20 protein-coding genes are annotated in these 24960 nt (G+C 63.3%); 13 read left to right on the top strand and 7 right to left on the bottom strand.

The window, feature by feature from the left end:
- Window positions 1-104: 104 nt before the first annotated feature.
- From AT395_RS17285 to AT395_RS17275, 3 genes are all read left to right on the top strand, one after another.
- The gene (locus tag AT395_RS17285) at window positions 105-1055 is read left to right on the top strand and encodes a LysR family transcriptional regulator (protein WP_042115168.1); all 951 of its coding nucleotides are present in this window, start codon (window positions 105-107) and stop codon (window positions 1053-1055) included.
- A gap of 405 nt (window positions 1056-1460) precedes the next feature.
- Window positions 1461-2822, top strand: coding sequence for an ankyrin repeat domain-containing protein (locus AT395_RS17280; RefSeq protein WP_058375225.1), 1362 nt, complete (start codon window positions 1461-1463; stop codon window positions 2820-2822).
- Window positions 2823-3063: 241 nt separating this feature from the next.
- Entirely contained in the window at window positions 3064-4308 is a 1245-nt protein-coding gene (locus tag AT395_RS17275; RefSeq protein WP_058375224.1) for an MFS transporter, read from the top strand.
- 72 nt (window positions 4309-4380) lie between these two features.
- On the opposite strand, the gene AT395_RS17270 is transcribed toward AT395_RS17275, so the two are convergent.
- Window positions 4381-5139, bottom strand: coding sequence for a 2-keto-4-pentenoate hydratase (locus AT395_RS17270; RefSeq protein ID WP_042115174.1), 759 nt, complete (start codon window positions 5137-5139; stop codon window positions 4381-4383).
- 288 nt (window positions 5140-5427) lie between these two features.
- Between AT395_RS17270 and AT395_RS17265 the strand changes: the two genes are divergently transcribed.
- Entirely contained in the window at window positions 5428-6147 is a 720-nt protein-coding gene (locus AT395_RS17265; RefSeq protein ID WP_042115176.1) for a GntR family transcriptional regulator, read from the top strand.
- A gap of 71 nt (window positions 6148-6218) precedes the next feature.
- Here the strand turns inward: AT395_RS17265 and AT395_RS17260 are convergent, their stop codons facing one another.
- Window positions 6219-6893, bottom strand: coding sequence for a GntR family transcriptional regulator (locus tag AT395_RS17260; RefSeq protein WP_048629025.1), 675 nt, complete (start codon window positions 6891-6893; stop codon window positions 6219-6221).
- A gap of 210 nt (window positions 6894-7103) precedes the next feature.
- On the opposite strand from AT395_RS17260, the gene AT395_RS17255 reads away from it, so the two are divergent.
- The 5 genes from AT395_RS17255 to mdtD all read left to right on the top strand — a co-directional run bounded on the left by AT395_RS17255 (window position 7104) and on the right by mdtD (window position 13787).
- Window positions 7104-7883, top strand: a complete 780-nt coding sequence (locus tag AT395_RS17255; protein WP_048629026.1) for an enoyl-CoA hydratase-related protein — start codon at window positions 7104-7106, stop codon at window positions 7881-7883.
- Window position 7884: 1 nt separating this feature from the next.
- On the top strand, window positions 7885-9120 hold the full coding sequence (locus tag AT395_RS17250) for a CaiB/BaiF CoA transferase family protein (RefSeq protein ID WP_042115182.1): 1236 nt from the start codon (window positions 7885-7887) through the stop codon (window positions 9118-9120).
- Window positions 9121-9478: 358 nt separating this feature from the next.
- Entirely contained in the window at window positions 9479-11350 is a 1872-nt protein-coding gene (locus AT395_RS17245) for a glycoside hydrolase family 15 protein (RefSeq protein WP_048629027.1), read from the top strand.
- A 231-nt stretch (window positions 11351-11581) separates the two neighbouring features.
- The gene (locus AT395_RS17235) at window positions 11582-12172 is read left to right on the top strand and encodes a hypothetical protein (protein WP_042115186.1); all 591 of its coding nucleotides are present in this window, start codon (window positions 11582-11584) and stop codon (window positions 12170-12172) included.
- A gap of 169 nt (window positions 12173-12341) precedes the next feature.
- The gene (mdtD, locus tag AT395_RS17230; protein WP_058375223.1) at window positions 12342-13787 is read left to right on the top strand and encodes a multidrug transporter subunit MdtD; all 1446 of its coding nucleotides are present in this window, start codon (window positions 12342-12344) and stop codon (window positions 13785-13787) included.
- A gap of 7 nt (window positions 13788-13794) precedes the next feature.
- Here mdtD and AT395_RS17225 read toward each other — a convergent pair whose 3' ends face one another.
- The 5 genes from AT395_RS17225 to AT395_RS17205 form a co-directional block, all read right to left on the bottom strand.
- Window positions 13795-15045: an ABC transporter substrate-binding protein gene (locus tag AT395_RS17225; RefSeq protein ID WP_048629862.1), complete on the bottom strand. Its 1251-nt coding sequence runs from the start codon at window positions 15043-15045 to the stop codon at window positions 13795-13797.
- A 300-nt stretch (window positions 15046-15345) separates the two neighbouring features.
- Window positions 15346-16011 (bottom strand): PqiC family protein, encoded by a 666-nt coding sequence (locus AT395_RS17220; RefSeq protein ID WP_048629861.1) that lies wholly within the window; start codon window positions 16009-16011, stop codon window positions 15346-15348.
- Window positions 16008-17672 (bottom strand): PqiB family protein, encoded by a 1665-nt coding sequence (locus tag AT395_RS17215; protein ID WP_048629860.1) that lies wholly within the window; start codon window positions 17670-17672, stop codon window positions 16008-16010. The genes AT395_RS17220 and AT395_RS17215 overlap by 4 nt, the downstream gene beginning before the upstream one ends.
- Window positions 17665-18309 carry a paraquat-inducible protein A gene (locus AT395_RS17210; protein WP_048629859.1) on the bottom strand — a complete coding sequence of 215 codons (645 nt, stop codon included), beginning with the start codon at window positions 18307-18309 and terminating at the stop codon, window positions 17665-17667. Before AT395_RS17210 ends, AT395_RS17215 begins: the two co-directional genes overlap by 8 nt.
- Window positions 18306-18959, bottom strand: coding sequence for a paraquat-inducible protein A (locus AT395_RS17205; protein ID WP_231586202.1), 654 nt, complete (start codon window positions 18957-18959; stop codon window positions 18306-18308). The genes AT395_RS17210 and AT395_RS17205 overlap by 4 nt, the downstream gene beginning before the upstream one ends.
- Before the next feature lie 205 nt (window positions 18960-19164).
- Here AT395_RS17205 and fdnG point away from each other — a divergent pair, with 205 nt between their 5' ends.
- From fdnG to fdhE, 4 genes are all read left to right on the top strand, one after another.
- Window positions 19165-22233 carry a formate dehydrogenase-N subunit alpha gene (gene fdnG, locus AT395_RS17195; RefSeq protein WP_146110276.1) on the top strand — a complete coding sequence of 1023 codons (3069 nt, stop codon included), beginning with the start codon at window positions 19165-19167 and terminating at the stop codon, window positions 22231-22233.
- A 9-nt stretch (window positions 22234-22242) separates the two neighbouring features.
- The gene (gene fdxH / locus AT395_RS17190; RefSeq protein ID WP_042115202.1) at window positions 22243-23193 is read left to right on the top strand and encodes a formate dehydrogenase subunit beta; all 951 of its coding nucleotides are present in this window, start codon (window positions 22243-22245) and stop codon (window positions 23191-23193) included.
- Between the two features lie 2 nt (window positions 23194-23195).
- Window positions 23196-23834: a formate dehydrogenase subunit gamma gene (locus tag AT395_RS17185; protein ID WP_048629858.1), complete on the top strand. Its 639-nt coding sequence runs from the start codon at window positions 23196-23198 to the stop codon at window positions 23832-23834.
- A gap of 108 nt (window positions 23835-23942) precedes the next feature.
- The gene (fdhE, locus tag AT395_RS17180) at window positions 23943-24953 is read left to right on the top strand and encodes a formate dehydrogenase accessory protein FdhE (protein ID WP_058375325.1); all 1011 of its coding nucleotides are present in this window, start codon (window positions 23943-23945) and stop codon (window positions 24951-24953) included.
- Window positions 24954-24960: the final 7 nt, after the last annotated feature.

Below are 24960 nucleotides of genomic sequence, written 5' to 3'. Positions count from 1 at the left end.
AGGAAATCGGGGAATCGGGAGAATCAAGGGGCGCGCCGCACGATGCGGCGCGCCGGAGTCATTTCCATGACTCGTTTGCTCACATTCTGGCGGGGCACAAGCAAATGAACGTATCGCTGAGACAGCTCAAGGTCTTCATGGTCGTGGCGCGCAGCAAGAACTTCAGCCGCGCGGGCGCCGAGATCGGCCTGACACAACCGGCCATCAGCCGTTGCATCAACGAACTGGAAGGGCAACTCGGCCTGCGCCTTGTCGACCGAACCACGCGCGAGGTCGCGCTGACGGACGCGGGGGTTACGCTCGCGGGCAATCTCGACCGTGTCCTCGACGAACTGGAGATCGCGCTGTTGCAGACTCACGGTGCCGAGGCTCGCACGACCGGGCGCGTCCGCATCGGTGCGGCACCCACGATCTCGGCGACATTGCTGCCGCGCGTGTTGCTGGCGTCACAGGCGACGTATCCGGACATTGCACTGGCGCTCGTCGACCAGATGCAACGCGCCGTGCTCGACAGCGTGCGGGCGGGCGACGTGGACTTCGGCATCGTCGTCGCCCCGCAAGGCGCAGACGATCTCACGACCGAGCATCTGATGAGCGAGCCGTTCTGTCTGGTGTGCCGCAGCGATCATCCGCTTGCCACGCAGGCGGCCGTGCACTGGTCCGAACTTACCGGCGAGAACCTGGTGCTGCTCAATCAGAGTTCGGGCAGTCGTCCCTTGATCGATCGCGCACTCACTACACAGAAGGTGCAGGGCACGATCACGCAGGAGCTGGGGCATGTGAGCACCATCTTCCGCATGGTGCAGGAAGGGCTGGGGGTGAGCGTGCTTCCGCCGCTGGCGTTGCCGCTGCCGGAGAACTCCACGCTGGCGGTGCGTCCGCTGTTGCCCGCGTTCGAGCGCAACATCGTGCTCGTGCGGCGCAAGAACCGCTCGCTCTCGCCCGTGGCGCACACGGTGTGGGAGTTGATCCATCGTGTCGTGCGTGAGCGTAACAAGGGCTTCGCGATGGGGGCCGAGTGCCACGCGGCTGCTGCGGCGGCGTCGGGTGACTGAATCTCCGATTTGAATCAATGACTTGCATGCCGTCATCAAGGACTTTTCCACAGAGTTGAACACACAATCTGTGGATAAATCGGCGGCGCTTTCGGGCCATCTGCCTGCGGGGGGCGCCGTCTGATCTCTTTCGTCAAAAACGCCATATCGATCAATCGCTTGGCGATTGTCTTCCGTTCGTTGTCCACAGCCTTGTGAACAAAAACGGTGGATAACTCGCGGCCGTCGCGTGCGTAGCGACGTCGACTCCCGACAGCTTGAGGTCGGATTGCCAAGATGCCCCGGCGCGAGGGTGCATAGGATACCCAACGGCTCGTGCCTGTGCGTCCACGACGCGGGCAACGACCAGTGATTCGTCACCGGGCCGGCTGGCAAGCCCTTATCCCTCAGCTCTGGAGTTCCCCCATGTTCCCTTTATCGAGCGGCGGCGCTGCCCCGTATCGTTCAGAAGTCTCGACGTCGACGTTCGTGCATCGGCCATATGGCAGCGATAGCCCGTCCGACGTTGCGGACCTGCGGCGGCAGTACGCACAGGCCCCGCGAGACAGCCCGCTGCGCGGGCAGCTTTTCTCGATGGCAACGGGAGCTTCAGGCAGCGTCGCGGCATTTCTCGACCCATTGCTGCCGCGCGACGCCAGGGGCGGTTGCCTGCTGAACGCGCAAGAGCTGGCCGCGTTGCGATGTGTGGTCTTCTTGCCGGCAGAGGAGGTCGGCCTCGACGCACTGCTGCGGGCCGGCCTCCCGAACGATGCGGCCCATGACCTGTGCGGTCTGCTTCGCGACGCCCCCGAGGACGCCGTCATGACTACGCTGGCGTCGATGGCAGCGACGCCGTTGCCGCTCGCGCACTGGTGGAGTCAGGTGCCGGCACTCACCGGGGGCGTTGCGTCTCGCAACGCGCGGCGTTCGCTTCGCGTGCTGCAACTCGCCGGCCACCGTCAGTGGCCGTTTGCCGAAAATGTCTGGCGAGGCGCGGTCACGCTGGCGGGGCAGGCGTTGCAATGCCGCACCGCCTCCCGACTGCCGGCAGATCCCGACATGGGCCTGGCGCTGCTGGACTTTCTGCCGCGCAATCCGCATTCGCAACGTCTCATGACGACGTTCACCGGCGAGCCGATCCTGCTGTACTCGATGCGCACCGGATTTCCCGTGGCGGCCGTGGAAAAGATGCTGGCGCTCGGCTTCGACGTGAATGTCGCCTCTCCAGAGGGGCGTGCGCCTGCAGGAGATGCCGTGCCTATTCTCTCAGGGGGCACCCCGCTGCATTACGCCGCGCTTCACGGCGACCTCGAAATGATCGGATTGCTGGCGAGCTCGGGTGCCGATCTCAATGCACGGGATACGCGTGGCTATTCGCCCATCCTGTATGCAAGGGCGGGGGCGGCGGCGCTGTATGGGCACGACGCGGCGACGACCTTCAGGCGTCAGGCGCGCACCGACATCCGATTGCGCGATGCCACCGCCGCCGTTGTGTGTTCGCTGCACGGGCTTGGCGCTGACCCGCGTGTCCGTGGCTACGATGGGGGAGGGCTGGGCCTCACGCTGATTCACTCGGTGATCGCTTCGCGCGATGGGGGCGGCATGGATCAATGGCCCGAGTTCGAGCAGTTGATCGTCAGGCTCAACGACCTGGGGGTGAGTTTCGAGGCGCATGCGGGGATCGGCGCGGAGCATGTTGCCGCATTTGCCCAAGTCAACGCCCACGACAATCCGAACGACGCGATTTGGGCGCTGGGCGCGCTGCTGTCGAAACTCCAAGCGTGGTAATTTGTATGCCGTAGCGTGTCGCGACGCCGAATGCCTCCGTTTTTTTCAATATCACATTGACGCGTCGCGCGATGCCAATCGCTTGACGGGTGCACGGCACTGTCACACAGAGTGCGCTAGAATTCCCAGCATGGACGGCCCCGCATTGCGCCGGGGTTTTGCCGTACCTCTCTTCAAACGACAACGCAGTTTTCTCTGCCGCGTCATTCCTGCTTCTCTTGCGATTCCCATGACTTCTCAAATGACGAAGCCACGCACGGGCTTTTGGCCTGCCCGCGCGGCGACGATGGCATTGCTGTTTTGCAGTGGATTCCTGTATGCGACGTGGGGCGTTCATGTGCCTACCGTCAAGGCGATGTTCGACCTGAACGACGCGAGCCTCTCCGTAGCGATGTTCGCCGTGGCGGGCGGGGCCATTGTCACGATGTCGCGCACGGCGCGCTGGGTCGGGCGGGCCGGCAGCCAGCGGGCGAGTCTGCGTTCGGGCATGGCATTGGCGGTGACGAGTGCTTTCATTTTGTCGATGCCGAGTTACTGGGGCCTGGTGGGCTGGCTCGCGCTCTATGGCGCAGCGAACGCCACGTACGACGTGGCCGTCAACGCGCAGGCCGCCACGCTCGAAGCCCGCTATCGCCAGCCGATCATGGCGTCGCTGCATGGCTGTTTCAGTCTCGGCGGCATGGCGGGGGCGCTCGTGGGGGGCGCATGGCTTGCGCACCACGGCTCGCCGCAATGGCACATGGGTCTGGCTGCGCTGGCGTGCGCGGCCGTAATCGTTGCGGGCGCGCGTTTCATGCAACCCGACATGATGCCGGGCGAAGCGCCGCTTGCAAGCAGTGGCGCCGGTAAGGCGGCAGCGCGCCCGCATACGCCACCGCCGGTGCTGGACGACGATGGGCGTCGTCGACTGCATCGCAAGCTCACGGGCTTCGGCATTCTCGCGTTTCTGGGGCTCGTGGTCGAAGGCGCGATGTACGACTGGACGGCGGTGTACATGCGGGAAGTGGTTGCCGCACAGGGGGCATGGATTGGGGCAGGCTACGCTGCCTTTTCGCTCGGCATGGCGGGCGGGCGCTTCGGTGGCGATCCGGTGCGCGCACGCCTAGGCGGGGCGCGACTACTGAGGGTGAGCAGTCTGCTCTGTGTCGGCGGCGTGCTGCTGGCGCTGTTCTGGCGGGTGCCGGCGGCTGCGGTGGCGGGCTTTGCACTCGCCGGACTGGGTTTGTCGAATGTGATGCCGGTAATGTTCGCGGCCTCGGGCGAGGTCGCGCGCAGTGCCGGCATGGCGAGTGCCGAAGCCATTGCGGTGATGGCGCGGCTGGCCTATCTGGGGCTGCTCGTGGGGCCGGTACTGATCGGGGCGATCGCCCATGGCGTCAGTTTGCCGGTGGCGCTGGGCGCGGGGCTGCTCTGCATTGCGCCGATCGCGCTGCTCGCGCCGAAGATGCTGGCGGGGGCCGACGGGCGCGCGGGGCAGCAGGGGTAGGAGGGGAGGCAGGAGGGGCACGCTACGCGGCGGTGAGTCGCCGGGAGCGCGCCGCCCGTCGTCGAGTGCAGATTACTTCAGCGTGACCGCCACTTCGCCAATGCCGTGGATCGTGCCACGCAACTCACCTTTACCGCTGGCGGGGATCATGCCGACATAGGAGCCGCAGGTGACGACGGCGCCCGCACGCATGGTAATGCCGCGCTTGCCGTTGTGGTTGACGAGCCATGAGAAGAGAGCCCGCGGATCGCCACCGGGGTTGCCGGTGTGCGATGGGGCAATGTCGGCGCCGTCGAGCGAGAACGTGAGCTTTGGCGTCAGGTAGTTGATCGATGCATCATAGTCGCGGCCGCTGCCGATCACGAGCGCCCCGTTGTTCTGCAAGTCGGCAAGCGCGAACCGGCTGTCGAGCCCTTTCGATGCAAATCGGCTGTCAGTGATTTCGATCGTGGTGAGCGTCTCGCCGATGAACATCGTCGCCTCACGCTCATCGTAGTTGCCGGGCTTGATGTCGCGCGCCAGACGGAAGGCAATTTCCAGTTCCAATCCCGGACGAAAGAAATCGTCGAGAGCCAGCGTGCCGCCGGCCTCGCTCACCACGGATGCCGGAATCGGTGCGCAATTGGGCAGATCCGACGGTGTCTTGGCACCGACTTTCCACGCGGCGATCGTCTCGCCGAGCAGGTCGAGCGTGCGCAACTGCACCGCGTAGGCGGCGCGGGCGTCGGCAGGAAGCAAGGCTGGCGCTGGCGAGTCGATCGGCGTGTTGCCACGGCGGGTGTCGGCCAGCAGTTGAGCCAGCGATTCGACAGCGGCTTGATTCTCGAACATGTTGCAAGTCTCCTGAGGGAAGGGCGATGCACCGGAAAATTATCGGCGGCGCGTTGGCACACATCGTATACAAAATTCGCGCGCCGTTGCGCAGTGCAGCGAACGTGATGGCTACTCAGTGAAAACACCACCTAACGTAGTCAAAACCGCGCTGATCTGCGAGAATCGGACTTCGTAATAATTCGTAATATTTCGTGCGGCCTGACAGCGATGGCAAACGTCCTTCGCCCACGACAGTGCAGTGCGTGCAGTCGATGACCTTCCCTTCAAAGCGAACGACCCGAGCCTATGCACTCCGTGACCCTGAATGCCGTACGCGACACCGCAGTTCATCCGCCGGACACCGGCACGGCGCAGCGGATCAGCCGTCAGGCGCTGCATCACGCCGTGATGGATCGTCTGCGCAAGATGATTACCGAAGGCGTCTTGCTGCCGGGCGCGCATTTGAACGAGCGTGCCCTGTGCGAGCAGCTTGGCGTGTCGCGCACGCCGCTGCGCGAGGCGCTCAAGATGCTGGCCGTTGAGCGGTTGATCGAACTGTTGCCGAATCGGGGCGCACGCGTTGTCATGCTGTCGGCCAGCGATATTGCCGATGCATTCGAATTGCTCAGCGGACTCGAAGCGTTGGCGGGCGAACTGGCCTGCGAGCGCATCACGCAAGCGGAAATCGACGAGATTCAGGAACTGCACGCCACAATGGCGGCTTGTCACGCGAACGGCGATCTGTCCGGCTATTTCGACTGCAATCAGCGGATTCACGATCGGATCAACGCGGCCGCGCGCAATCCCGCCCTTACGCAGACGTATCAATCGGTCAATCAGCGTTTGCAAGCCTTGCGGTTCCGCTCCAATCTGCATGCAGGGAAATGGGAGCAAGCCGTCGACGAGCATGTGGCGATGCTGCGTGCTTTGCATCAACGCGATGGGGCGGCACTGGGGCGACTGCTGCGTACTCACCTGATGACCAAATGCGCCACCGTGCTCGCCAATCGACGAGTTGCCGCGTAACGCTTAACGCGTAACGCACAAGTTCCGGGCGCGGAGAAGATACTCGCCCACACGCCTGTTCACATCCCCGCTCACGCGGCGCGATTCATACTCACCAACCCTTCGTTGAGCATGGCTGCCACGTAGGCGTCGGTTTTGCTGCGCAGGTGCGCTTCCATCAGCGCGCGCAAGCGTTTGCCGTCGCGTCGACGCAGTAGCGCGAGCATTTCCGCGTGCTCGTCGACCGCCTGACGCCAGCGCTCGGGGGTTGGCGTGAGCCGTTCCCGGACATGGCGCAAACGGGCATTGAGATTGTGGAAGTACTCGGCCAGCGGGCCGTTGTCCGCCATGCGAAGAATGCTCAGATGGATCTGCTGGTTCAACGCAAAGTAGGCCGCGTGATCGGTCCGTGCGTAAGCCGATTCCATTTCGGTTTGCAGTTGCGCCAACACGTCGAGATCGGCGTCTGACGCTTTCTCGCATGCCTGTTCCCCGGAGAGCCCTTCGAGCACGGCCATCACGGCGAGCAGATTCACGACTTCATCGACACTCACGCGCGCCACGCGCGCCCGGCGCGTTTCCGAGATTTCTACCAGCCCCTCGTTTGCCAGCCGTTTGAGCGCTTCGCGCAGCGGCGTGCGTGAGACCGCCAGTTCGTCGCAGAGCGAGCGCTCCGAGAGCGGCGCGCCGGGGCGCAAGTCACCGCGCACGATGCGCGCCTTGAGGGCGTCGTAAGCGGCGGCGTTCAACGAGGCAGACGTGCTCATGCGTAATGGATGGAAAAATGGAATGCCAATTCTGATGGCGATAGACGGAATCGTCAATCGACAAGCGCCTAGATCTGCACGTTAACCCTGATTTATATCGTTGTTGCTTGCCAAGTGCCAGACGGTGAATTTATCGTTTACCAAAAATTGGTATACCAAAAATCGAGGCTGGCCCACATCGGGTGAGTGCCGGCGTTTGAAGGAGGCAATGTGACATCGACCGTTCTGACCGAGCGACACGGCGCAATTGCGCTGGTCACGCTCAATCGTCCCGAGAAGCTCAATGCGTTGACCAAGCCGATGTGGCAAGCGCTGGGCGACACGATTCTGGCGTTGTCCTCGGACCCCGAGGTGCGCTGCATCGTGCTGCGCGGCGCAGGGGAGAAGTCGTTTGCACCGGGCAATGACATTGCGGAGTTCGAGACGGACCGGGCCAACGTGGAGCAGGCGCGCGCCTATGGCGCGCTCATGCATCGCACGCTCGATGCGCTCGTCAACTGCCCGGTGCCGCTCGTTGCGATGATTCATGGCATTTGCGTGGGCGGCGGCATGGAGATCGCCGCGTCGTGCGACGTGCGCATTTGTGGCGAATCGAGCCGCTTCGGCGCACCCATCAACAAGCTGGGGCTGGTGATGGCGCATGCGGAGCTCTCGGGGCTCGTGCGGCTGCTCGGTCCTGCGCGGTCGCTCGAAATCTTGCTCGAGGGCCGGATCTTCGATGCACAGGAGGCGCTGCGTGTGGGGCTGGTCACCCGTGTGGCGGCCGACGCCGACGTCACGCGCGAAGCGCTGGCGAGCGCGGAACGCATTGCCGCCGGCGCACCGCTGGTCGCACGTTGGCACAAGCGTTTCGTACGTGAACTTGCGAGCGGCCGGCCGCTGACCCCGGCGCAGATCGACGAAGGTTTTGCGTGCTTCGGCACGGCCGATTTTCAGACAGGCTATCGCGCATTCCTCGCGAAGACGTCGCCTGTGTTCGAGGGGCGCTGACATGATGCAATCCGGAAAGAAAGCAGGACCGTTGCAAGGCGTCAAGGTGATCGAGTTGTCGCACATCATGTCGGGACCGGTGTGCGGCATGATGCTTGCAGACATGGGGGCCGATGTCATCAAGGTTGAGAAAATGGACGGCGACGATGCGCGTCGCTTCGCCCCGATTCTCCCGCACGGCGAATCTGCCTCGTTCATGATGCTCAATCGCAACAAGCGAGGCATTGCGCTCAACCTCAAGACGGAAGGCGGCAAGGCCGTGCTGCGCAAGATGCTTGCGAGTGCCGATGTCGTTACCGAGAACTACCGCATGGGAACGATGGAGAAGCTCGGTTTGGGGTACGAATCGCTGCGTGAAGCGAACCCCGGCCTGATCTATTGCTGCATCTCCGGCTACGGCCGCACGGGGCCCTATGCGGACAAAGGCGGTTTCGATCTGATCGCCCAGGGGCTCTCAGGCCTGATGAGCGTGACGGGCGAGCCGGGACAGGCACCCATCAAGGCGGGCTCGCCGATTGCCGATATCAATGCGGGCATTCTCGCGGCGCTCGGCATTTCGGCGGCTTATGCGCATCGACTACGCACCGGGCTGGGGCAGATTGTCGATACGTCGCTGCTCGAAGCGGGCTTTCAGCAGATGTACTGGGCTGCGGCCAATTTCTTCGCAAGCGGTGAGAATCCGCCCAAGCTCGGGTCTGCCAATCCCACGAGTACGCCCTATCAGGCCTTTCGTACGCAGGATGGCTGGATCAACATTGGCGCAGCCAATCAGGCGAACTACGAGCGTCTCCTTCAGGTGCTCGACGCCCCCGAGATCGCCAACGACCCGCGCTTCGCTACGAATGCCGGCCGCACCACGCACCGCGCCGAACTCGTCGACCGGCTCACGGCGTATCTCACGCGCGACACCACGCAGAACTGGGTCGAGCGCCTCGATGCAGTTGGCCTGCCTGTTGGCCCGGTATTGCCGATCTCCGAGGCGGTAACGCACCCGCAAATCGTGGCGCGAGAGATGGTGGTGGAGACCATTCATCCGCTCGACGGTCCGACACGCAGCATCGGCTTGCCGATCCGGTTCTCCGAAACGCCGAAGTGCACGGGCGGTCCCGCGCCGCGACTTGGCGAGCACACTTTCGAGGTGTTGGGCGAGTATGGCTTCGATGCCGGACAGGTGCGCGACCTGGTGGCGCAGGGTGCCGTGCATGCATTGGAGGAGACGGCACAAGCGGGCGCATGACGTATGTGCCGCGTTGGCGATGCGGATTCTGCGCGTCTTCGCAAATTATGTAGAACTTCCCTCCCGGCGGCCGGTCGGTTTTGAGACGGGTGCATGACCGGCCCCCGATCAACCTGACACGACGGTAATGTCGTAAGGAGGGAAAGCATGACGTTTGGGAGTCATACCGGCAGTCATACCAGCAGTAATGTCAGCAACAATTACGTCCCGCCATTTGCCCGATGGCCGTGTGCCGGCGACGCGCGTACCATAGGGCTTCACGCGCTCGCGTACCCCACATCTCACGCGTCTCGCGCGCATCCCCCGTATGCCCGGCTGCAACCGGGGGCACCGTTCCTCCCCTTCTCGCGAGGTGAGCATGCCGGCACGTATTGAAGATTACGCAATGATTGGCGACTGCCGCAGCGCCGCGCTGGTGGCGCGCGACGGCTCGATCGACTGGCTCTGCTGGCCCTATTTCGATTCTCCCGCCTGTTTCGCTGCGCTCCTCGGCGGCCCCGAGCACGGCCGATGGAAGCTCGCTCCCGACGATCCCCGCGCGACCAGTACGCGCCGCTACCACGACGACACGCTGATTCTCGAGACCCGCTTCGAGACGGTGGAAGGCTGCGTTGCCGTGATCGATTTCATGCCGCTGCGCGACGGTGCGGCCGATCTGGTGCGACTGGTCAAGGGCATTCACGGCAACGTTTCGATGTCGATGGAACTGATTCTACGATTCGACTATGGGGCGTCGGTGCCGTGGGCGCGCGTGCTTGACAGCGACGATCCGACCGGTCCCGGCATGCGGCTCATTGCCGGGCCCGACAAGGTGGTCGTGCGTACGCCGGTCGAGATTCAAGATGTACCGGGCAGTCTGCGCGCGCGGTTCGACGTGAAGGCCGGCGAGACCGTGCCGTTCGTACTCTCTCGCGTGGCGTCGCATCACGCCGATCCGCGTGAGATCGATCCGCTGGCCGCGCTGACCGATACCGAGCGCTACTGGCGTACATGGGCCAACCGCTGTCAGCTCGACGGCCGCTGGGCTGAGGCGATTCGCCGCTCGCTGATCGTGCTCAAAGCACTCACCTTCGTGCCGACGGGCGGCGTGGTGGCCGCGCCGACCACATCGCTGCCGGAACAACTCGGTGGCGAACGTAACTGGGACTATCGTTATTGCTGGTTGAGAGACGCCACGCTCACTTTGCAGGCGCTCATGCTCGGCGGGTACTACACCGAAGCGAGCGACTGGAGCCATTGGCTGGTGCGGGCCGTGGCGGGGGCGCCGTCGCAGGTGCAGATCATGTATGGACTCTCGGGAGAGCGGCGTCTTCCCGAGTGGGAAGTCGACTGGCTGCCGGGTTATGAGGGCGCAAAGCCTGTGCGTGTGGGCAACGGTGCCGTCGGACAATTGCAGCTCGATGTCTATGGCGAGGTGATGGACGCCTTGCATCAGGCGCGTCTGGGCGGTCTGGAACCAGACGACGCCACCTGGGAGGTGCAGACGAAGCTGGTGGCCCATCTCGAGACTGTCTGGCGCAAACCGGACGAGGGGATCTGGGAAGTGCGCGGCGGGCGGCAGCACTTCACCTATTCGAAGGTGATGGCCTGGGTGGCGTTCGACCGGGCGATCAAGTCGGCCGAGCGTTTCGGGTTGCCGGGGCCGATCGATCACTGGCGCAGCCTGTGCAAGGAGATCCATGCAGACGTCTGCAAGCACGGCTTCGACAAGGAGCGCAATGCGTTCATGCAAGCCTACGGTTCGCCGGAAATGGACGCGAGCGTGCTGATGATTCCGCTGGTGGGTTTCTTGCCGGCGGACGATCCGCGCGTGATCGGCACGATCGAAGCGGTCGAGCGCGAACTCATGCGCGACGGGTTGGTGCAGCGCTATCGCACGAGCCGTGTCGACGACGGGTTGCCGGCCGGCGAGGGGGCGTTCCTGGCGTGCAGCTTCTGGATGGTCGATTGTCTGGTGATGATCGGCCGTCAGGCTGACGCCCGAAAGCTGTTCGAGCGGTTGCTGTCGCTGCGCAACGACGTTGGTCTGCTGGCGGAGGAGTACGACACTCACCACGAACGTCAGGTCGGCAACTTCCCTCAGGCGTTCTCGCATATCGCGCTGGTGCACGCTGCGATACGCCTTGAAGCGCTCGCCGACGACGATCGTGCTGATAATGCCGCAGACGAACGTGCTGCCGAAGACGAAGCCCGCTTCGAGCACGTGGGCTATCGCACGGTCAGAGCCTGACGCGCCTCGCGCGCGATGTGAGCGGACGCTAAGGCGGACGCCGTCCGGCGTTTCACCTGAAACAGGCAAGTGGCATCGGGGACGCAAGAGGCGGATGCGGGCATCTTGCGTCCCCGTCGGCACGCAAGGCGGAAACGGGGCCAGACACGAAGGACAGCTAAGGATTTCACGAAAGCTGCCGTAATTCCTTTCATATCCTTACTTTCCATTTTCTTCGGGGTCCAACTCTCCATGGCCATCGTCTCCGTCACGAGCCGTGCCACGTCGAGCATGCTCGACGTCTGGCAAGCCCATATCCAGCAACAGCAGGCGAACAAGGCGCAGGCGTCGGCCGGTTCGACGCCGTCGAGCAATGCGCCCGCGGGCACGAGCGCAGTCGTGCCGGGGTCGACGGCGAAATCCACGGCTACCGCCAACAGCGACGGCGCCGGCGCTAGCGCTGGCGGCAATGGCTCGGTTTCGCTCAATATCGACACCCAGCGTGTCGCCGACCTGCGCGATGTCAGCGAGACCGCCAAGCGCGCTGGCCGGGCAATCACGGGGAACGCGGGTAGTTCGGGGAGTGCGGACAGCGCCGACGGCGCATCGGGCGCCGGTGGCGTCAGCCCGATCGTGTCGCAGACCATCGAGAAACTCAAACAGATGCTCGCCAAGGTCATGGCGCAACTGGAGGCTGTGCGCAACAACAACGCGCTACCGCCCGAGGAGAAACTCCAGCAAACGACGGTACTGTCATCCGAGGCCATGTCGATTCAAGCTCAGATCCAAGCGCTGATGGATCCGACCAAGGCCACTGGCACGCGCGTCAATACCACCGCCTGAATTGGCGCAAGAGAGCCAGAGGGAGCCAAACAGAGCCAAAGGGAAGGGCACGCTCGTCGACGCCTGACGAAAGGCCATCGATGCGCGTATCCGAAGCGCGCTAGAATTCTGCTTTCGCTTAATTCTTCTCCGGGGCATGACTTGCTGTTGTGCCTCGTCAACGCGCCGCATGAAGCAAGATAAGACACTCACCGCCCTGCTATGGATTGTCGCGGCGGGCTTTTTCATGCAGGCGCTCGACACAACCATCGTCAACACGGCCTTGCCTGCGATGGCGGCAAGCCTTGGCGAAAACCCGCTGCGCATGCAGCCGGTAGTGGTGTCGTACTCGCTCACGATGGCCATGCTGACACCGGCGTCGGGCTGGCTGGCAGACCGGTTCGGCACGCGCCGCGTCTATTTCGTGGCGATTCTGTTGTTCGTCCTCGGCTCGATATTCTGTGCGATGGCGCACACGTTGCCGCAATTGGTGCTCGCGCGGGTCTTGCAGGGCGCCGGTGGCTCGATGCTGCTGCCGATCGGGCGTCTCGCCGTGCTGCGCACGTTCCCCGCGGGAGAATATCTGGCGGCGCTCGCCTTCGTGTCGATTGCGGGACAAGTCGGCCCGATGATCGGACCGGTACTCGGTGGCTGGCTCGTGCAAGTCGCTTCGTGGCACTGGATCTTTCTCATCAACGTACCTATCGGCGTGATCGGCAGTCTGGCTGTGCGGCACTACCTGCCGCGTCCCACCAAGGACGAGGTCATCGACACCGGTTTCGACTGGATCGGCTTCGCCTTGCTGTCGGTCGCAATGGTGTCGTTCACGCTTGCGCTCGATCACCCGTTCTCCGATACGGGATGGGGCGTGTCCGTGGGGCTGGCGCTGCTTTGCGTTGTCACGACCCTGGGGTACTGGCCGTATGCCCGGCGCCATGCCGCCCCGCTGTTTCCGCTTGAACTCTTCGCCACGCGCAGCTTCAGTCTCGGCTTGTTGGGCAATCTCATCGCCCGGATCGGCAGCAGCGCGGTGCCGTTTCTGCTGCCGCTGCTGCTTCAGGTGGCCATGGGTTACCGTCCGCTCGCCTCGGGGCTGATGATGCTGCCGGTCGCGCTCGCGGGGGTGGTCGTCAAGCGCATGGTCACGCCGCTGGTGCAGCGTCACGGTTACACGCGCTTTCTGATGGTCAACACGGCGATCGTTGGCGGTTCGATCGCGAGTTTCGCGCTCTTCGGGCCCGGCTGGCCGATGTGGCTGGGGTTGGTGCAACTGGCCGTGTTCGGCGGCGCGAACTCGATGCAGTTCGCCGCGATGAACAGCGTGACGCTCAAGGACCTCGGCATGCGTCGTGCCAGCGCGGGGAACGGCTTGTTCTCGATGGCACAGATGCTGGCGCTGGGGCTGGGCGTGACCATCGGGGGCCAGTTGCTGGCGCTGTTCGGTCATCTGGCCGGACAGGCGGGGGAGGTGGGGGTCGGCGGTACCGTGGCGGGCTTTCGCATGACGTTCGTGTGCGTTGGCCTGATCACGCTGGCCTCGGCGCTCGTATTTCGTCGCGTGGAAGACCCGGCGGCGGGCACGGCAACCGGTGATGGCGAGACGCCGCCCGCGTCCGCCACCGATTTCAAACGCTAGGCGCCGCTTACTTTTTCACCAGCGCGCACTTCGATTCGGCCAGCGGGGCGAACGCCTTGTCGGCCGGAATCGTTTCCATGATCTTGTACAGATCCCATTCCGATTTCGACTCGGCCGGTGTCTTGACTTGCACCAGCAGCATGTCGTGCACCAGCTTGCCGTCGGCCCGAATCTGACCGCTGCGAATCACCGGATCGTCGATCTTCATCGACTTGAGTTTGGCCATCACGGCGTCGGCTTCATCGGTGCCGGCCGCCTGTACAGCCTTCAGATAATTGAGTACTGCCGAATATACGGCGGCCTGCATCATCGTCGGCATCTTCTTGTGCTGTGCATAGAAGCGCTGCGCAAAGGCTCGCGAGCGCTCGTCCTGATCCCAATAAAAGCCATTGGTGAGGACCATGCCTTGCGCGTTCTTCAGTCCCATGCCGTGTACTTCCGTGATCAGCGACAGCAACGGCGTGAAGACCTGCTTGCCACCCTGGATCATGTTGAACTGCGACGCCTGCTTGACGGTGTTGAGGGTGTCCGTGCCTGAGTTCGCCAGCGCAATGACCTGTGCGCCGGATGTCTGTGCACGCAGCAGATACGACGACATATCGGGCGAGTTCACCGGGTGCTTCACCGAACCCACGACTTTGCCGCCCTGGCGCGTGAGAATGTCGCTGGCGTCCTTCTCCAGCGCCTGACCGAAGGCGTAGTCGGCGGTGATGAAGTACCACGACTTGAGACCGCGACGCAGCAGCGCCTGCGAGGTCGAATTCGCGAGCGCATAGGTGTCGTACATCCATTGCACGCTGTGCGCCGTGCACTGCTCGTTGCTGATGGCGGACGACCCCGCGCCGGTCACGAGCGCGATCTTCTTCTTTTCGTCGGCGATGCGATCGACTGCAAGGGCGACGTTCGAAAACGTGAGATCGGTAATCATGTCGACCTTGCCCCGGTCGTACCACTCGCGGGCAATGGTGGCGCCGGTATCGGTCTTGCCCTGCGAGTCGGCGGAGATCAATTCGATCGGTGCGCCCAGCACTTTGTGATCGTGCGAGAAGTCGTCGATCGCCATGGTGGCGGCAAGCACGCTGCCTTTGCCTGCGTTGTCGCTCGATACCCCGGACAGGTCGGTCAGCACGCCAATCTTCACTACGCCATCCGAAATGGTGGCGGGGGCGGCATGAGTGGGGACGGCGCCAAGTGCGGTGAATGCAACGGAAGCCGCGACGGCGATCGTACGGCGCAAGTGGCCGGAAAGGCTGGGCATGTCTTGTCTCCAATATTCGAATGATGAGACCTCGTCGACAGCGATCTCTCTCGGATCGCTGATGCCGCTCGGTCTCGAATATCTTAAACATCCCGTAATCGATTGCGCAATCCGTAATGGGTGTGAGGCGCATCGGGATTTTCCTGACCTATCGCATTTTTGCCGGACGGCGTATGAGGTGGCGCATCCGGCGCGGAGATCGAGGCTGGCGGGGGCGTGTGCGGAGACGACGGGCCGGTCTTTCTTTCGGGACAAGACCGGCCGTTCCGTCGGAACTTGGGGGGGCGAAAAAAGCCGGGCTCAGCCCTGGCAGCGTGGGGTGGCGCCCTGTGCGCTGATGGCAATGGCGTTGCCGATGCCGTCTGCCAGACGGTCGACGAGCTTGCGCTGGGCGGCAACGACCTCGGCTACGCCACCCGAGGCAGGCTCCGTGCCGGCAAAGCGGCAGGTCAGCACGATATCGCCGGGCACGCGGCGAACGCTCCAGACCGCAGTGAGTGCAGCCTGTTCGCCCGGCGAGGACTCGAAGCGCTGCACCGACGTCGACACCCGGTACACGGTGAGCCCATCGGCACGCGGTAGCCCATAAACGTCCATGGCGCCGAGGCGCTGCGTGAGGTCGCGGGAGATCGCCGACGTCAACTCGTTCTTGAGCGGCGCGGCCCAGCGCGATTCCTCGAGAATATCGACACGCCCGCCGCCGCGCGTGACGACGATTTGGGGACGGTCGACCTGCTCGGGCACGGCTACTGGCGAGACTTCAATGGCGTAAGGGGTTGCCGGAGCGTTGGCGCCGGTGGTGGCGCTGCCCGAGGGGGCAGTGCCGGCGGCGTCCGTCAGCGTGTAGAAACTCGACGGCGGTGACGCACAGCTCGCAAGCGTCAAGGCGAGGACTGCCAGTGCGGCGCGGGCCGTCGGCGTCGCAAGGCGGCGCGGGCTGCGGGTCATCTCGGTGGGCCTCATCATGGTTGCGGGTCCTTCGGTTTGCCGCGCAGCAGCGCTTCGGGGTGCTGCTGCAAATAGTCGGCGAGCGTGTTGAGCGAACGCAGGGTCTTGGTGAGTTCCTGCATGGCCTGACGAACGTCCTGTTGCACCGGTGCGTCTTCGGAAAGCGTGCGCTCGGCGGCGCCGAAACTCTTCTTCGCCTCGCCCAACGTCGCCTTGGCTTCGGGCGCGATCTCGCCGTCGAGCTGGCGGAACAGGCCCTGCGCGCTGTCGAGCGTCTTGTCGAGTTTGCGCAGCGAAGAGTCGAGGCTCTGTCCGATGCTGTCGAACGGAATCTTGTCGAGCTTGCTTGCGATGTCAGCGATCTGAAGCTGCAACTGGTCGAGCGTGTTGGGCAAGGTCGGCAGGAGCAGCACGTCGTCGACACGCTCGGCTTTCGCCGGCTTCGCGTTCGGGAAGAAGTCGAGCGCCACGTACAACTGGCCGGTCAGCAGATTGCCGGTGCGCAACTGACCACGCAGGCCGCGCGCCACGAGCAAGTCCAGAATCTGACGGCGGGCCTCCGCACCGGGCTCGATGCTGTTGTTCGGATCCCGGCGGCGCAGTCGGTCCGGATAGACCAGTACCGTCACCGGCATGCTGATCTGTTTGGTCGCCCGATCGAATTCCACGCCGATCGACGTCACCTCACCCAGCGTAATGCCCCGGAAGTCGACCGGCGCGCCCACGGCCAGACCGCGCAACGATTGCTGGAAGCGGAACACGACCGTGATCGGATGCGTGTCGGGCGGCTTCATGGCCGTGGTTTCGTCCGGCGCCAGACTGAATTCCTGCCCCGGCTTGGCCATCACGCCAGCGCCCGAGTCGCCCGGGGCCTGGAAGGCGATGCCGCCAATGACCACCGAGGCCAGCGACTGCGTGTTGACCTGGAAGCCGCTCGAGTCGAGCCGCAGGTCGATACCACTCGCATGCCAGAAGCGGGTGTTGGAGCCCACATACTGATCGTAGGGGGCTTGCACGAACACGCGTAGTGTCACGCCTTTGCCGTCAGGGTCGAGTGAGTAGGCCTCGACCTGCCCGACCTGAATCCGGCGGTAGTAGATCGGCGAACCGATATCGAGCGAGCCGATGTCGGCGGCGTGCAGAATGAACGGCTTGCCGGGCTGGCCGGTGGAGACAACCGGGGGCACTTCCAGTCCGACGAAATGGTTCGCGGTGTCGCCCGACTTGCCGGCGTCGGCGCCAATGTAGGCCCCGGAGAGCAGCGTCGAGAGACCGGAGACGCTGCCGCCTGCCACACGCGGGCGCACGATCCACCAGCGCGAATCCTTGACGGCGAACTTCTTCGCGTTTTTCGTGAGGTCGACGGTTACACGCACATGCGACAGGTCGTCGGACAGCTCGATACTCTTGACCGTGCCGATGTCGACGTCCTTGTACTTGACCTTGGTTTTTCCGGCTTCGACGCCTTCGGCCGACTTGAAGTCGATGACGACGCTCGGCCCGCGCTCGATGAGCACCTTGGCAACGAGGGACAGGCCAATGAGCGCGGCCACCAGCGGAATCAGCCAGACGAGCGACGGCGCCCAGCGTTTGCGCGGTTCGATGGCCGGGGTGGGCAACTCGTTGGCGCCAGGGGGCGGTGCTGCCTTCGGGTCTTGGGTATCTTTCGGGTCAGTCATGATCGTCCTGTTCGGTATCGTCGTCTCGAATCTGATCCCAGATCAGGCGGGGGTCGAACTGCATGGAGGCCAACATCGTGAGCACGACCACCGAGCCGAAGGCCACGATGCCCGGACCGGCCTGAATTACGGCCAGCGATTGAATGTTCACGAGCGCCACCATCAGCGCGACGACGAAGACATCGAGCATCGACCAGCGGCCGATGAACTCGATCATGTGGTACAGCTTGGTGCGTTGATGCGGTTTCCAGCCCGTGCCCCGCTGCGCGGTAAAGCACAGCAGCGACAGCGCAATGAGCTTGAGCATCGGGACGAGAATGCTCGCGGTGAAGACGACGATGGCCAGATCGTACTCTCCGCTCGTCCAGAAATAGATCACCCCGCTCATGATGGTGTCGCTGGAGTTTCCGAGCAGCGAGCGCGTCTGCATCATGGGCAGCAGGTTGGCCGGAATGTACAGGATCGCGGCGGCGATCAGCAAGGCCCAGGTGCGGGCAAGGCTATCGACCTTGCGCTGGTGCAGCACGGCGCCGCACCGCGGGCAGCGCTCTTTTTCGAGTGTCCTGACTTCGCGCGAGAGCCGTCCGCATGCGCTGCATGCCACGAGCCCTGCGTCTTTGGCGGAGAGGTATTTCATCGTTGCACCGTGCGATGACGTGCGGCGTCGGGCGCATTCGGCGCATTCGGATCGGGCGTGCGGTCGATCACGATCCAGAGGTTGCGCAGGTCATACGACAGCACCAGCGCCAGCAGCATGGTAAGCGCGCCGAACGCCCACAGCGCAATGCCCGGCAGCACGCTGGCCATGGCCGAGAGTTTGACCAGCGAAACCAGTACGCCCAGCATGAAGACTTCGATCATGCCCCACGGGCGGCAGAACTCGATGGCCCGCATCACCTGAAAGACCGCGTAAGGGCGCCGTCCCATCGAAAGCGGGCCAATGAGATGCACCAGTGCAAGCAGTTGCGACAGGGGAAACAGCACGGTCGTGGCGAAGACCAGCAGGGCGACGAGCCACATGCCTTCGCGATACAGCGCCCAGGCGGCGCCCACGAGAGTCGTTTCCGTATAGATGCCCTGCACCTCAATCTCGACAATCGGGAAGGCATTCGCGATGGCGAACACGATCAGACACGTCAGGGTGAGCGCGAGCACGCGCGACAGGCGCAGATCGGGTGCGCGGTAAAGCACCGAGTGGCAGCGCACGCAGCGTGCGGTCTCCCGAGGCGGCAAGTCCAGGCGACGGTGCAGCGTGTCGCAGTTCGGACAGGCGATCAGGTTCGTCACGTCATCTTCTGGGGGCAATGTATCCATTACCGGGGGGCGCGACTAAAGTGACGCTCAGAATACCAAATTGACAAGGAAGTTCCCTCTTGGGCAGGCACAACGCATGATGCGGCACGATTTGTGCTAAGTCACGGAAAACATGGCTTGTTTGCTCTATACTCGACAAACTCCCGCACAGATTCAAAAGATTTGAGGAGAATTCCCCATGCTAAACATGTCCAGGCGCCAGTTTCTCAAAGTAAGTGGCGCAACGCTGGCAGGGTCCAGCCTGGCAATGCTCGGGTTCGCGCCCGACGCGGCGCTGGCGGAAGTCCGCCAGTTCAAGCTCGCACGAGCGACCGAAACCCGTAATACCTGCCCGTACTGTTCCGTCGCTTGCGGCATTCTCATGTACAGCTACGGCGACGGTGCCAAGAACGCGAAGAAGAGCGTTTTCCATATCGAAGGCGATCCCGATCACCCGGTCAACCGCGGCACGTTGTGCCCGAAGGGTGCCAGTCTGATCGACTTCATCCACAGCCCGAACCGCCTGCTTTACCCCGAGTACCGCAAGCCGGGCTCGGATAAGTGGGAACGCATCTCCTGGGACGACGCGCTCGATCGCATCGCCAAGCTGATGAAGGCCGACCGCGACGCGAATTTCGTCGAGAAGACCGACGACGGCCTCACGGTCAACCGCTGGACGACCACCGGCATGCTGGCGGCGTCGGCATCGAGCAACGAAGTCGGCTATCTCACGCACAAAGTCATCCGCAGTACCGGGATGCTGGGATTCGATAACCAGGCACGTGTCTGACACGGCCCGACGGTGGCAGGTCTTGCCCCGACGTTTGGCCGTGGAGCGATGACGAACCATTGGGTCGACATCAAGAACGCGGATCTGGTGCTCATCATGGGCGGCAACGCTGCCGAGGCACACCCGTGCGGTTTCAAATGGGTGACCGAGGCGAAGGCGCACAACAAGGCGCGCCTGATCGTCGTTGACCCGCGCTTCAACCGTTCGGCATCGGTCGCGGACTATTACGCCCCGATTCGTACCGGCACGGATATCGTCTTTCTCGGCGGGTTGATCAACTACCTGCTCACGAACGACAAGATTCAGCACGAATACGTCAAGAACTATACCGATTTCACCTTCCTGGTGAAAGACGAGTTCACGTTCGAGGACGGCATCTACTCGGGCTACAACGCCGAGAAGCGCACTTACGACCGCAGTTCGTGGGACTACCAGAAGGGGGCCGACGGCTACGTGCTGACCGACCCGACGCTGCAACACCCGCGTACGGTCTTCCAACTGATGAAGCAGCATTACTCGCGCTATACGATCGAAATGGTCGAGCGGGTGTGCGGTACCCCGGCTGACAAGGTCGAGTACATCTTCAAGCAGATCGCCGAGTGTTCGACGCCTACGCGCACCATGACCATCATGTATGCGCTGGGCTGGACGCAGCACTCCATCGGCTCGCAGATGATTCGCACCGGCGCGATGGTGCAATTGCTGCTGGGCAACATCGGCGTGGCGGGCGGCGGCATGAACGCGCTGCGCGGTCACTCCAACATCCAGGGCCTGACCGATCTGGGGTTGATGACCGACCTGTTGCCGGGCTATATGTCGTTGCCGAAGCAGGCCGAGCAGAGCGTCGAACAATATCTGACGGCCCGCACGCAAAAGCCGTTGCGCCCGAACCAGCTCAGCTACTGGCAGAACTATCCGAAGTTCTACGTGAGCCTGATGAAAGCGTGGTGGGGCGATGCGGCGACTGCCGAGAACAACTGGGGCTACGACTATCTGCCCAAGCTCGACAAGCCGTATGACTTGCTGCAAGTGCTCGAGTTGATGAACCAGGGGAAGATGACCGGCTATATCGCGCAGGGGTTCAATCCGCTCGCGGCCGCGCCGGGCAAGTTCAAATGGGATCAGGCGCTTGCCAAGCTCAAGTTCCTCGTGGTGATGGACCCGCTGGCGACCGAGACATCGGAGTTCTGGAAGAATTTTGGCGAGCACAACAACGTTGACTCCAGCAAGATTCAGACAGAGGTGTTCCGCCTGCCGACGACCTGCTTCGCCGAAGAAGACGGCGCGCTGGTCAACTCGGGCCGCTGGTTGCAATGGCACTGGAAGGGGGCCGAGCCGCCGGGCGAGGCGCGCACCGACATTGAGATCATGACGGGGCTGTTCCTGCGCCTGCGCGAGATGTACAAGACGCAGGGCGGCAAATATCCCGATCCGATCGTCAATCTGTCGTGGCCGTATGCCCAGCCGGAGAGCCCGTCGCCCGAGGAAATCGCCAAGGAATACAACGGGCGCGCGCTTAAGGACATCGTCGATCCGAAGGACCCGACCAAGGTTACGCGCAAGGCGGGCGAGCAATTGTCCGGCTTCGCGGAACTCAAGGACGACGGCAGTACGTCCTCCGGGTGCTGGATCTTCGCCGGTGCGTGGACCCAGGCGGGTAACCAGATGGCACGCCGCGACAACAGCGATCCGACCGGCATCGGTCAGACCCTGAACTGGGCGTGGGCGTGGCCGGCGAACCGTCGGATTCTGTACAACCGGGCATCGGCCGACCTGACCGGCAAGCCGTTCAATCCGAAGCACAAGCTGGTGTGGTGGAACGGCAAGGCCTGGACGGGGGCGGACGTACCCGACTTCAAGGTCGACGAGGATCCGGCGGGCGGCATGAGCCCGTTCATCATGAACCCCGAAGGCGTAGCGCGCTTCTTCGCGAAGGCGGGCATGGCCGAAGGGCCGTTCCCCGAGCATTACGAGCCGTTCGAGACCCCGTTGGGTTACAACCCGCTGCATCCGAAGCAACCCAAGGCCACCAGTAATCCGGGCGCACGCGTGTTCCCTGACGATCTGGCAACCATGGGGACCGTGGATAAATTCCCGTACGTGGCGACGACGTATCGTCTGACCGAGCATTTCCACTACTGGACCAAGCACGCGTTGCTCAATTCGATCATCCAGCCGGAGCAGTTCGTCGAGATCGGCGAAGCGCTCGCGAAGGAAATCGGCATTGTGGCGGGCGACACGGTCAAGGTGTCGTCCAACCGGGGCTTCATCAAGGCCAAGGCTGTTGTGACCAAACGCATTCGGGCGCTCAAGGTGGACGGCAAGACGATTCACCATGTGGGCATTCCGATTCACTGGGGCTTCAAGGGGGTGGCCAAACCCGGGTTCCTCGCGAATACGCTGACGCCGATCGTTGGCGACGGCAATTCGCAGACCCCCGAGTTCAAGTCGTTCCTGGTGAAAGTCGAGAAGGCATAGGGAGGCGCCATGGCATTGCAATCACTTGATATCAAACGGCGCTCGGCAACGACCTTGCCGTCGCCCTCGGTGCGCGAGGCGCACACGGGCGACGTCGCCAAGCTCATCGACGTCTCGAAATGCATCGGCTGCAAGGCTTGCCAGACGGCGTGCATGGAGTGGAACGACCTGCGCGACGAAGTCGGCGAGAACGTAGGGGTGTACGACAACCCGCGCGATCTGACGGCGGACTCGTGGACGCTCATGCGCTTCACCGAGTACGAAAACCCGAAGGGCGACCTCGAGTGGCTCATCCGCAAGGATGGCTGCATGCATTGCGAGGACCCGGGCTGTCTCAAGGCCTGTCCGTCGCCCGGGGCGATCGTGCAGTACGCCAACGGCATCGTCGATTTTCACGAAGAGAACTGCATCGGTTGCGGGTATTGCATTACCGGGTGCCCGTTCAACATTCCGCGTATCTCGCAGAAGGATCACAAGGCCTACAAGTGCACGTTGTGTTCCGACCGCGTGTCCGTCGGGCTGGAGCCGGCGTGCGTGAAGACGTGCCCGACCGGGGCGATCATGTTCGGCACCAAAGACGCCATGAAAGATCAGGCGGCCGAGCGTATCGAAGACCTGAAGTCGCGGGGCTTCGACAACGCGGGGCTGTACGATCCGGCGGGAGTGGGCGGCACGCACGTGATGTATGTGCTGCATCATGCCGACAAGCCGTCGCTGTATCACGGCTTGCCGGATAACCCGCGCATCAGCCCGATGGTGACCTTCTGGAAGGGCATCGCCAAGCCGCTCGGCGTGGCCGCCATGGCGTTCACCGCGATTGCCGGCTTCTTCCACTACATCAAGACCGGTCCGAACGAGACGACCGAAGAGGATGAAGACGAAGCCCGCCGGTACGATGCCTCCCGCAAGGGAGACGGTCCCGATGGCCAGAAAGGCGTTGTCACGCACGAGGAGGTCTGACCATGTCGCATGAACCAAGCGATCGCAAGGACGATCTGATCGAGCGTTACAACGCTGCGGAGCGGATCAACCACTGGATTGTCGCGGGCACGTTCATCCTGCTCGCGCTCTCCGGGCTGGCGTTGTTTCATCCGTCGATGTTCTGGCTCACCAATCTGTTCGGTGGCGGGCCGTGGACGCGGATTCTGCATCCGTTCGTGGGGCTGGTGATGTTCGTCGCCTTCGTGTGGCTCGCACTGCGGCTTGCCCGCTACAACAAGTTCGAGTCGCGCGACACGGAGTGGATGAAGAAGATCGGTGACGTGCTCAACAATCGCGAAGAGAATCTGCCGGAGGTCGGGCGTTACAACGCCGGGCAGAAGCTGCTTTTCTACGTGATGGTGTTGTGCATGATCGGACTGTTGCTCTCGGGCGTCGTGATCTGGCGCGCGTACTTCGCGTTCTACTTCCCGATCTGGGCGATTCGTCTGGCATCGGATGTTCATGCGGTGTGTGCATTCGTGTTGATTTGCGGCATCATTACGCACATCTACGCGGCGATCTGGATCAAGGGTTCCGTGCGCGCCATGACGCGCGGAACCGTCACTCGCGGCTGGGCGTGGAAACACCATCGCGCCTGGTACAAGCAGCTCAACAAATAAGTCCGGCCCAGGTGGCCGGACGCTCTTACGAGGCCGGCCACCTTGCAACGCATTCTTGAACCCGGACAGATCGAGTCGCTCGATCGCACCTCCATCCCCCGTCTACGCATGCCGCAACGTGCCGAGGTTTTCTCGGCGCGCGCTGCGCGTTTGCGTCAGCTCGCCGAGGGGCATCCGCTTGGCGATTACCTGCGGCTAATGGCCGCATTGGTCGACGCGCAGCAGCATGTGCTCGACAACTTTCAGGCCGAGCGTCCGTCTGCCGAGTCGATCGAACAGGCACAGCAACACTGCATGCCGCTCGTGCCGGCGACGGGCGGGTACGACGCCGGGCGCTGGCAGCCACTGCTGACCCCGTTGCTCGACGCAGTGGCCGCACAGCCCGATTTGCCCGCGCCGGTTCGTGGGGTGCTTGACCGGATTCGTGCGGCCGATCCGGCCACGCTCGAAGCGGGTGCTCAGGCGCTGCTCGCCGGACACGGCAAAGGTGTGGACGCCGCGAGTGCCCCTTTCCTGATGGCAGCGCTGCAAGTGCTCTGGACCGGCGTGGCAAGCACGTTCGACGCCGGCGAAGTGCCCATGCTCGATGTCCCCAATGTCTGTCCGGTATGTGGCACGCTGCCGGTGGCGAGCGTCGTTCGCATTGGCGGGGCGCATGAGGGCTATCGCTATCTTGCGTGCGGGCTGTGCTCGACCGAATGGCATATGGTTCGCGTGAAGTGCACGCATTGCGAAGCGAGCGAGCATGTGGCGTATCACGTCGTCGACAAATCGGGCGACGCGTCAGTATCGGGCGCGCAGGTGCTGGCGGCGGATACCGATACCGCCAACGCCAATACGAACGCCAATGCCGATGCCCAAAGCGGTATCGCCAAACGTGCCGACGGCCGGCCGACGCTTGACGAAGCGGCCAAGCGCGTCGCGTCGTCGCCGATCCGGGCAGAGTCGTGCGACGACTGCCACAGCTATCGCAAGATCTTCTATCAGGACAAAGACCCGTTTGTCGAGCCGGTTGCCGATGACCTCGCGAGCCTCGCCCTCGACGTGTTGATGGGCGAAGCGGGCTACGCGCGCGCCAACGGTAATCCGTTGCTCTGGCAAAACGCCGAAGACGCCTAAGGGAGTG

Origin of the sequence: Pandoraea apista (genome assembly GCF_001465595.2) — a bacterium.
GTDB classification, from domain to species: Bacteria; Pseudomonadota; Gammaproteobacteria; order Burkholderiales; family Burkholderiaceae; genus Pandoraea; species Pandoraea apista.
Note: the sequence above shows the minus strand (reverse complement) of the source record. Positions and strands in the feature narration are given on the sequence as shown.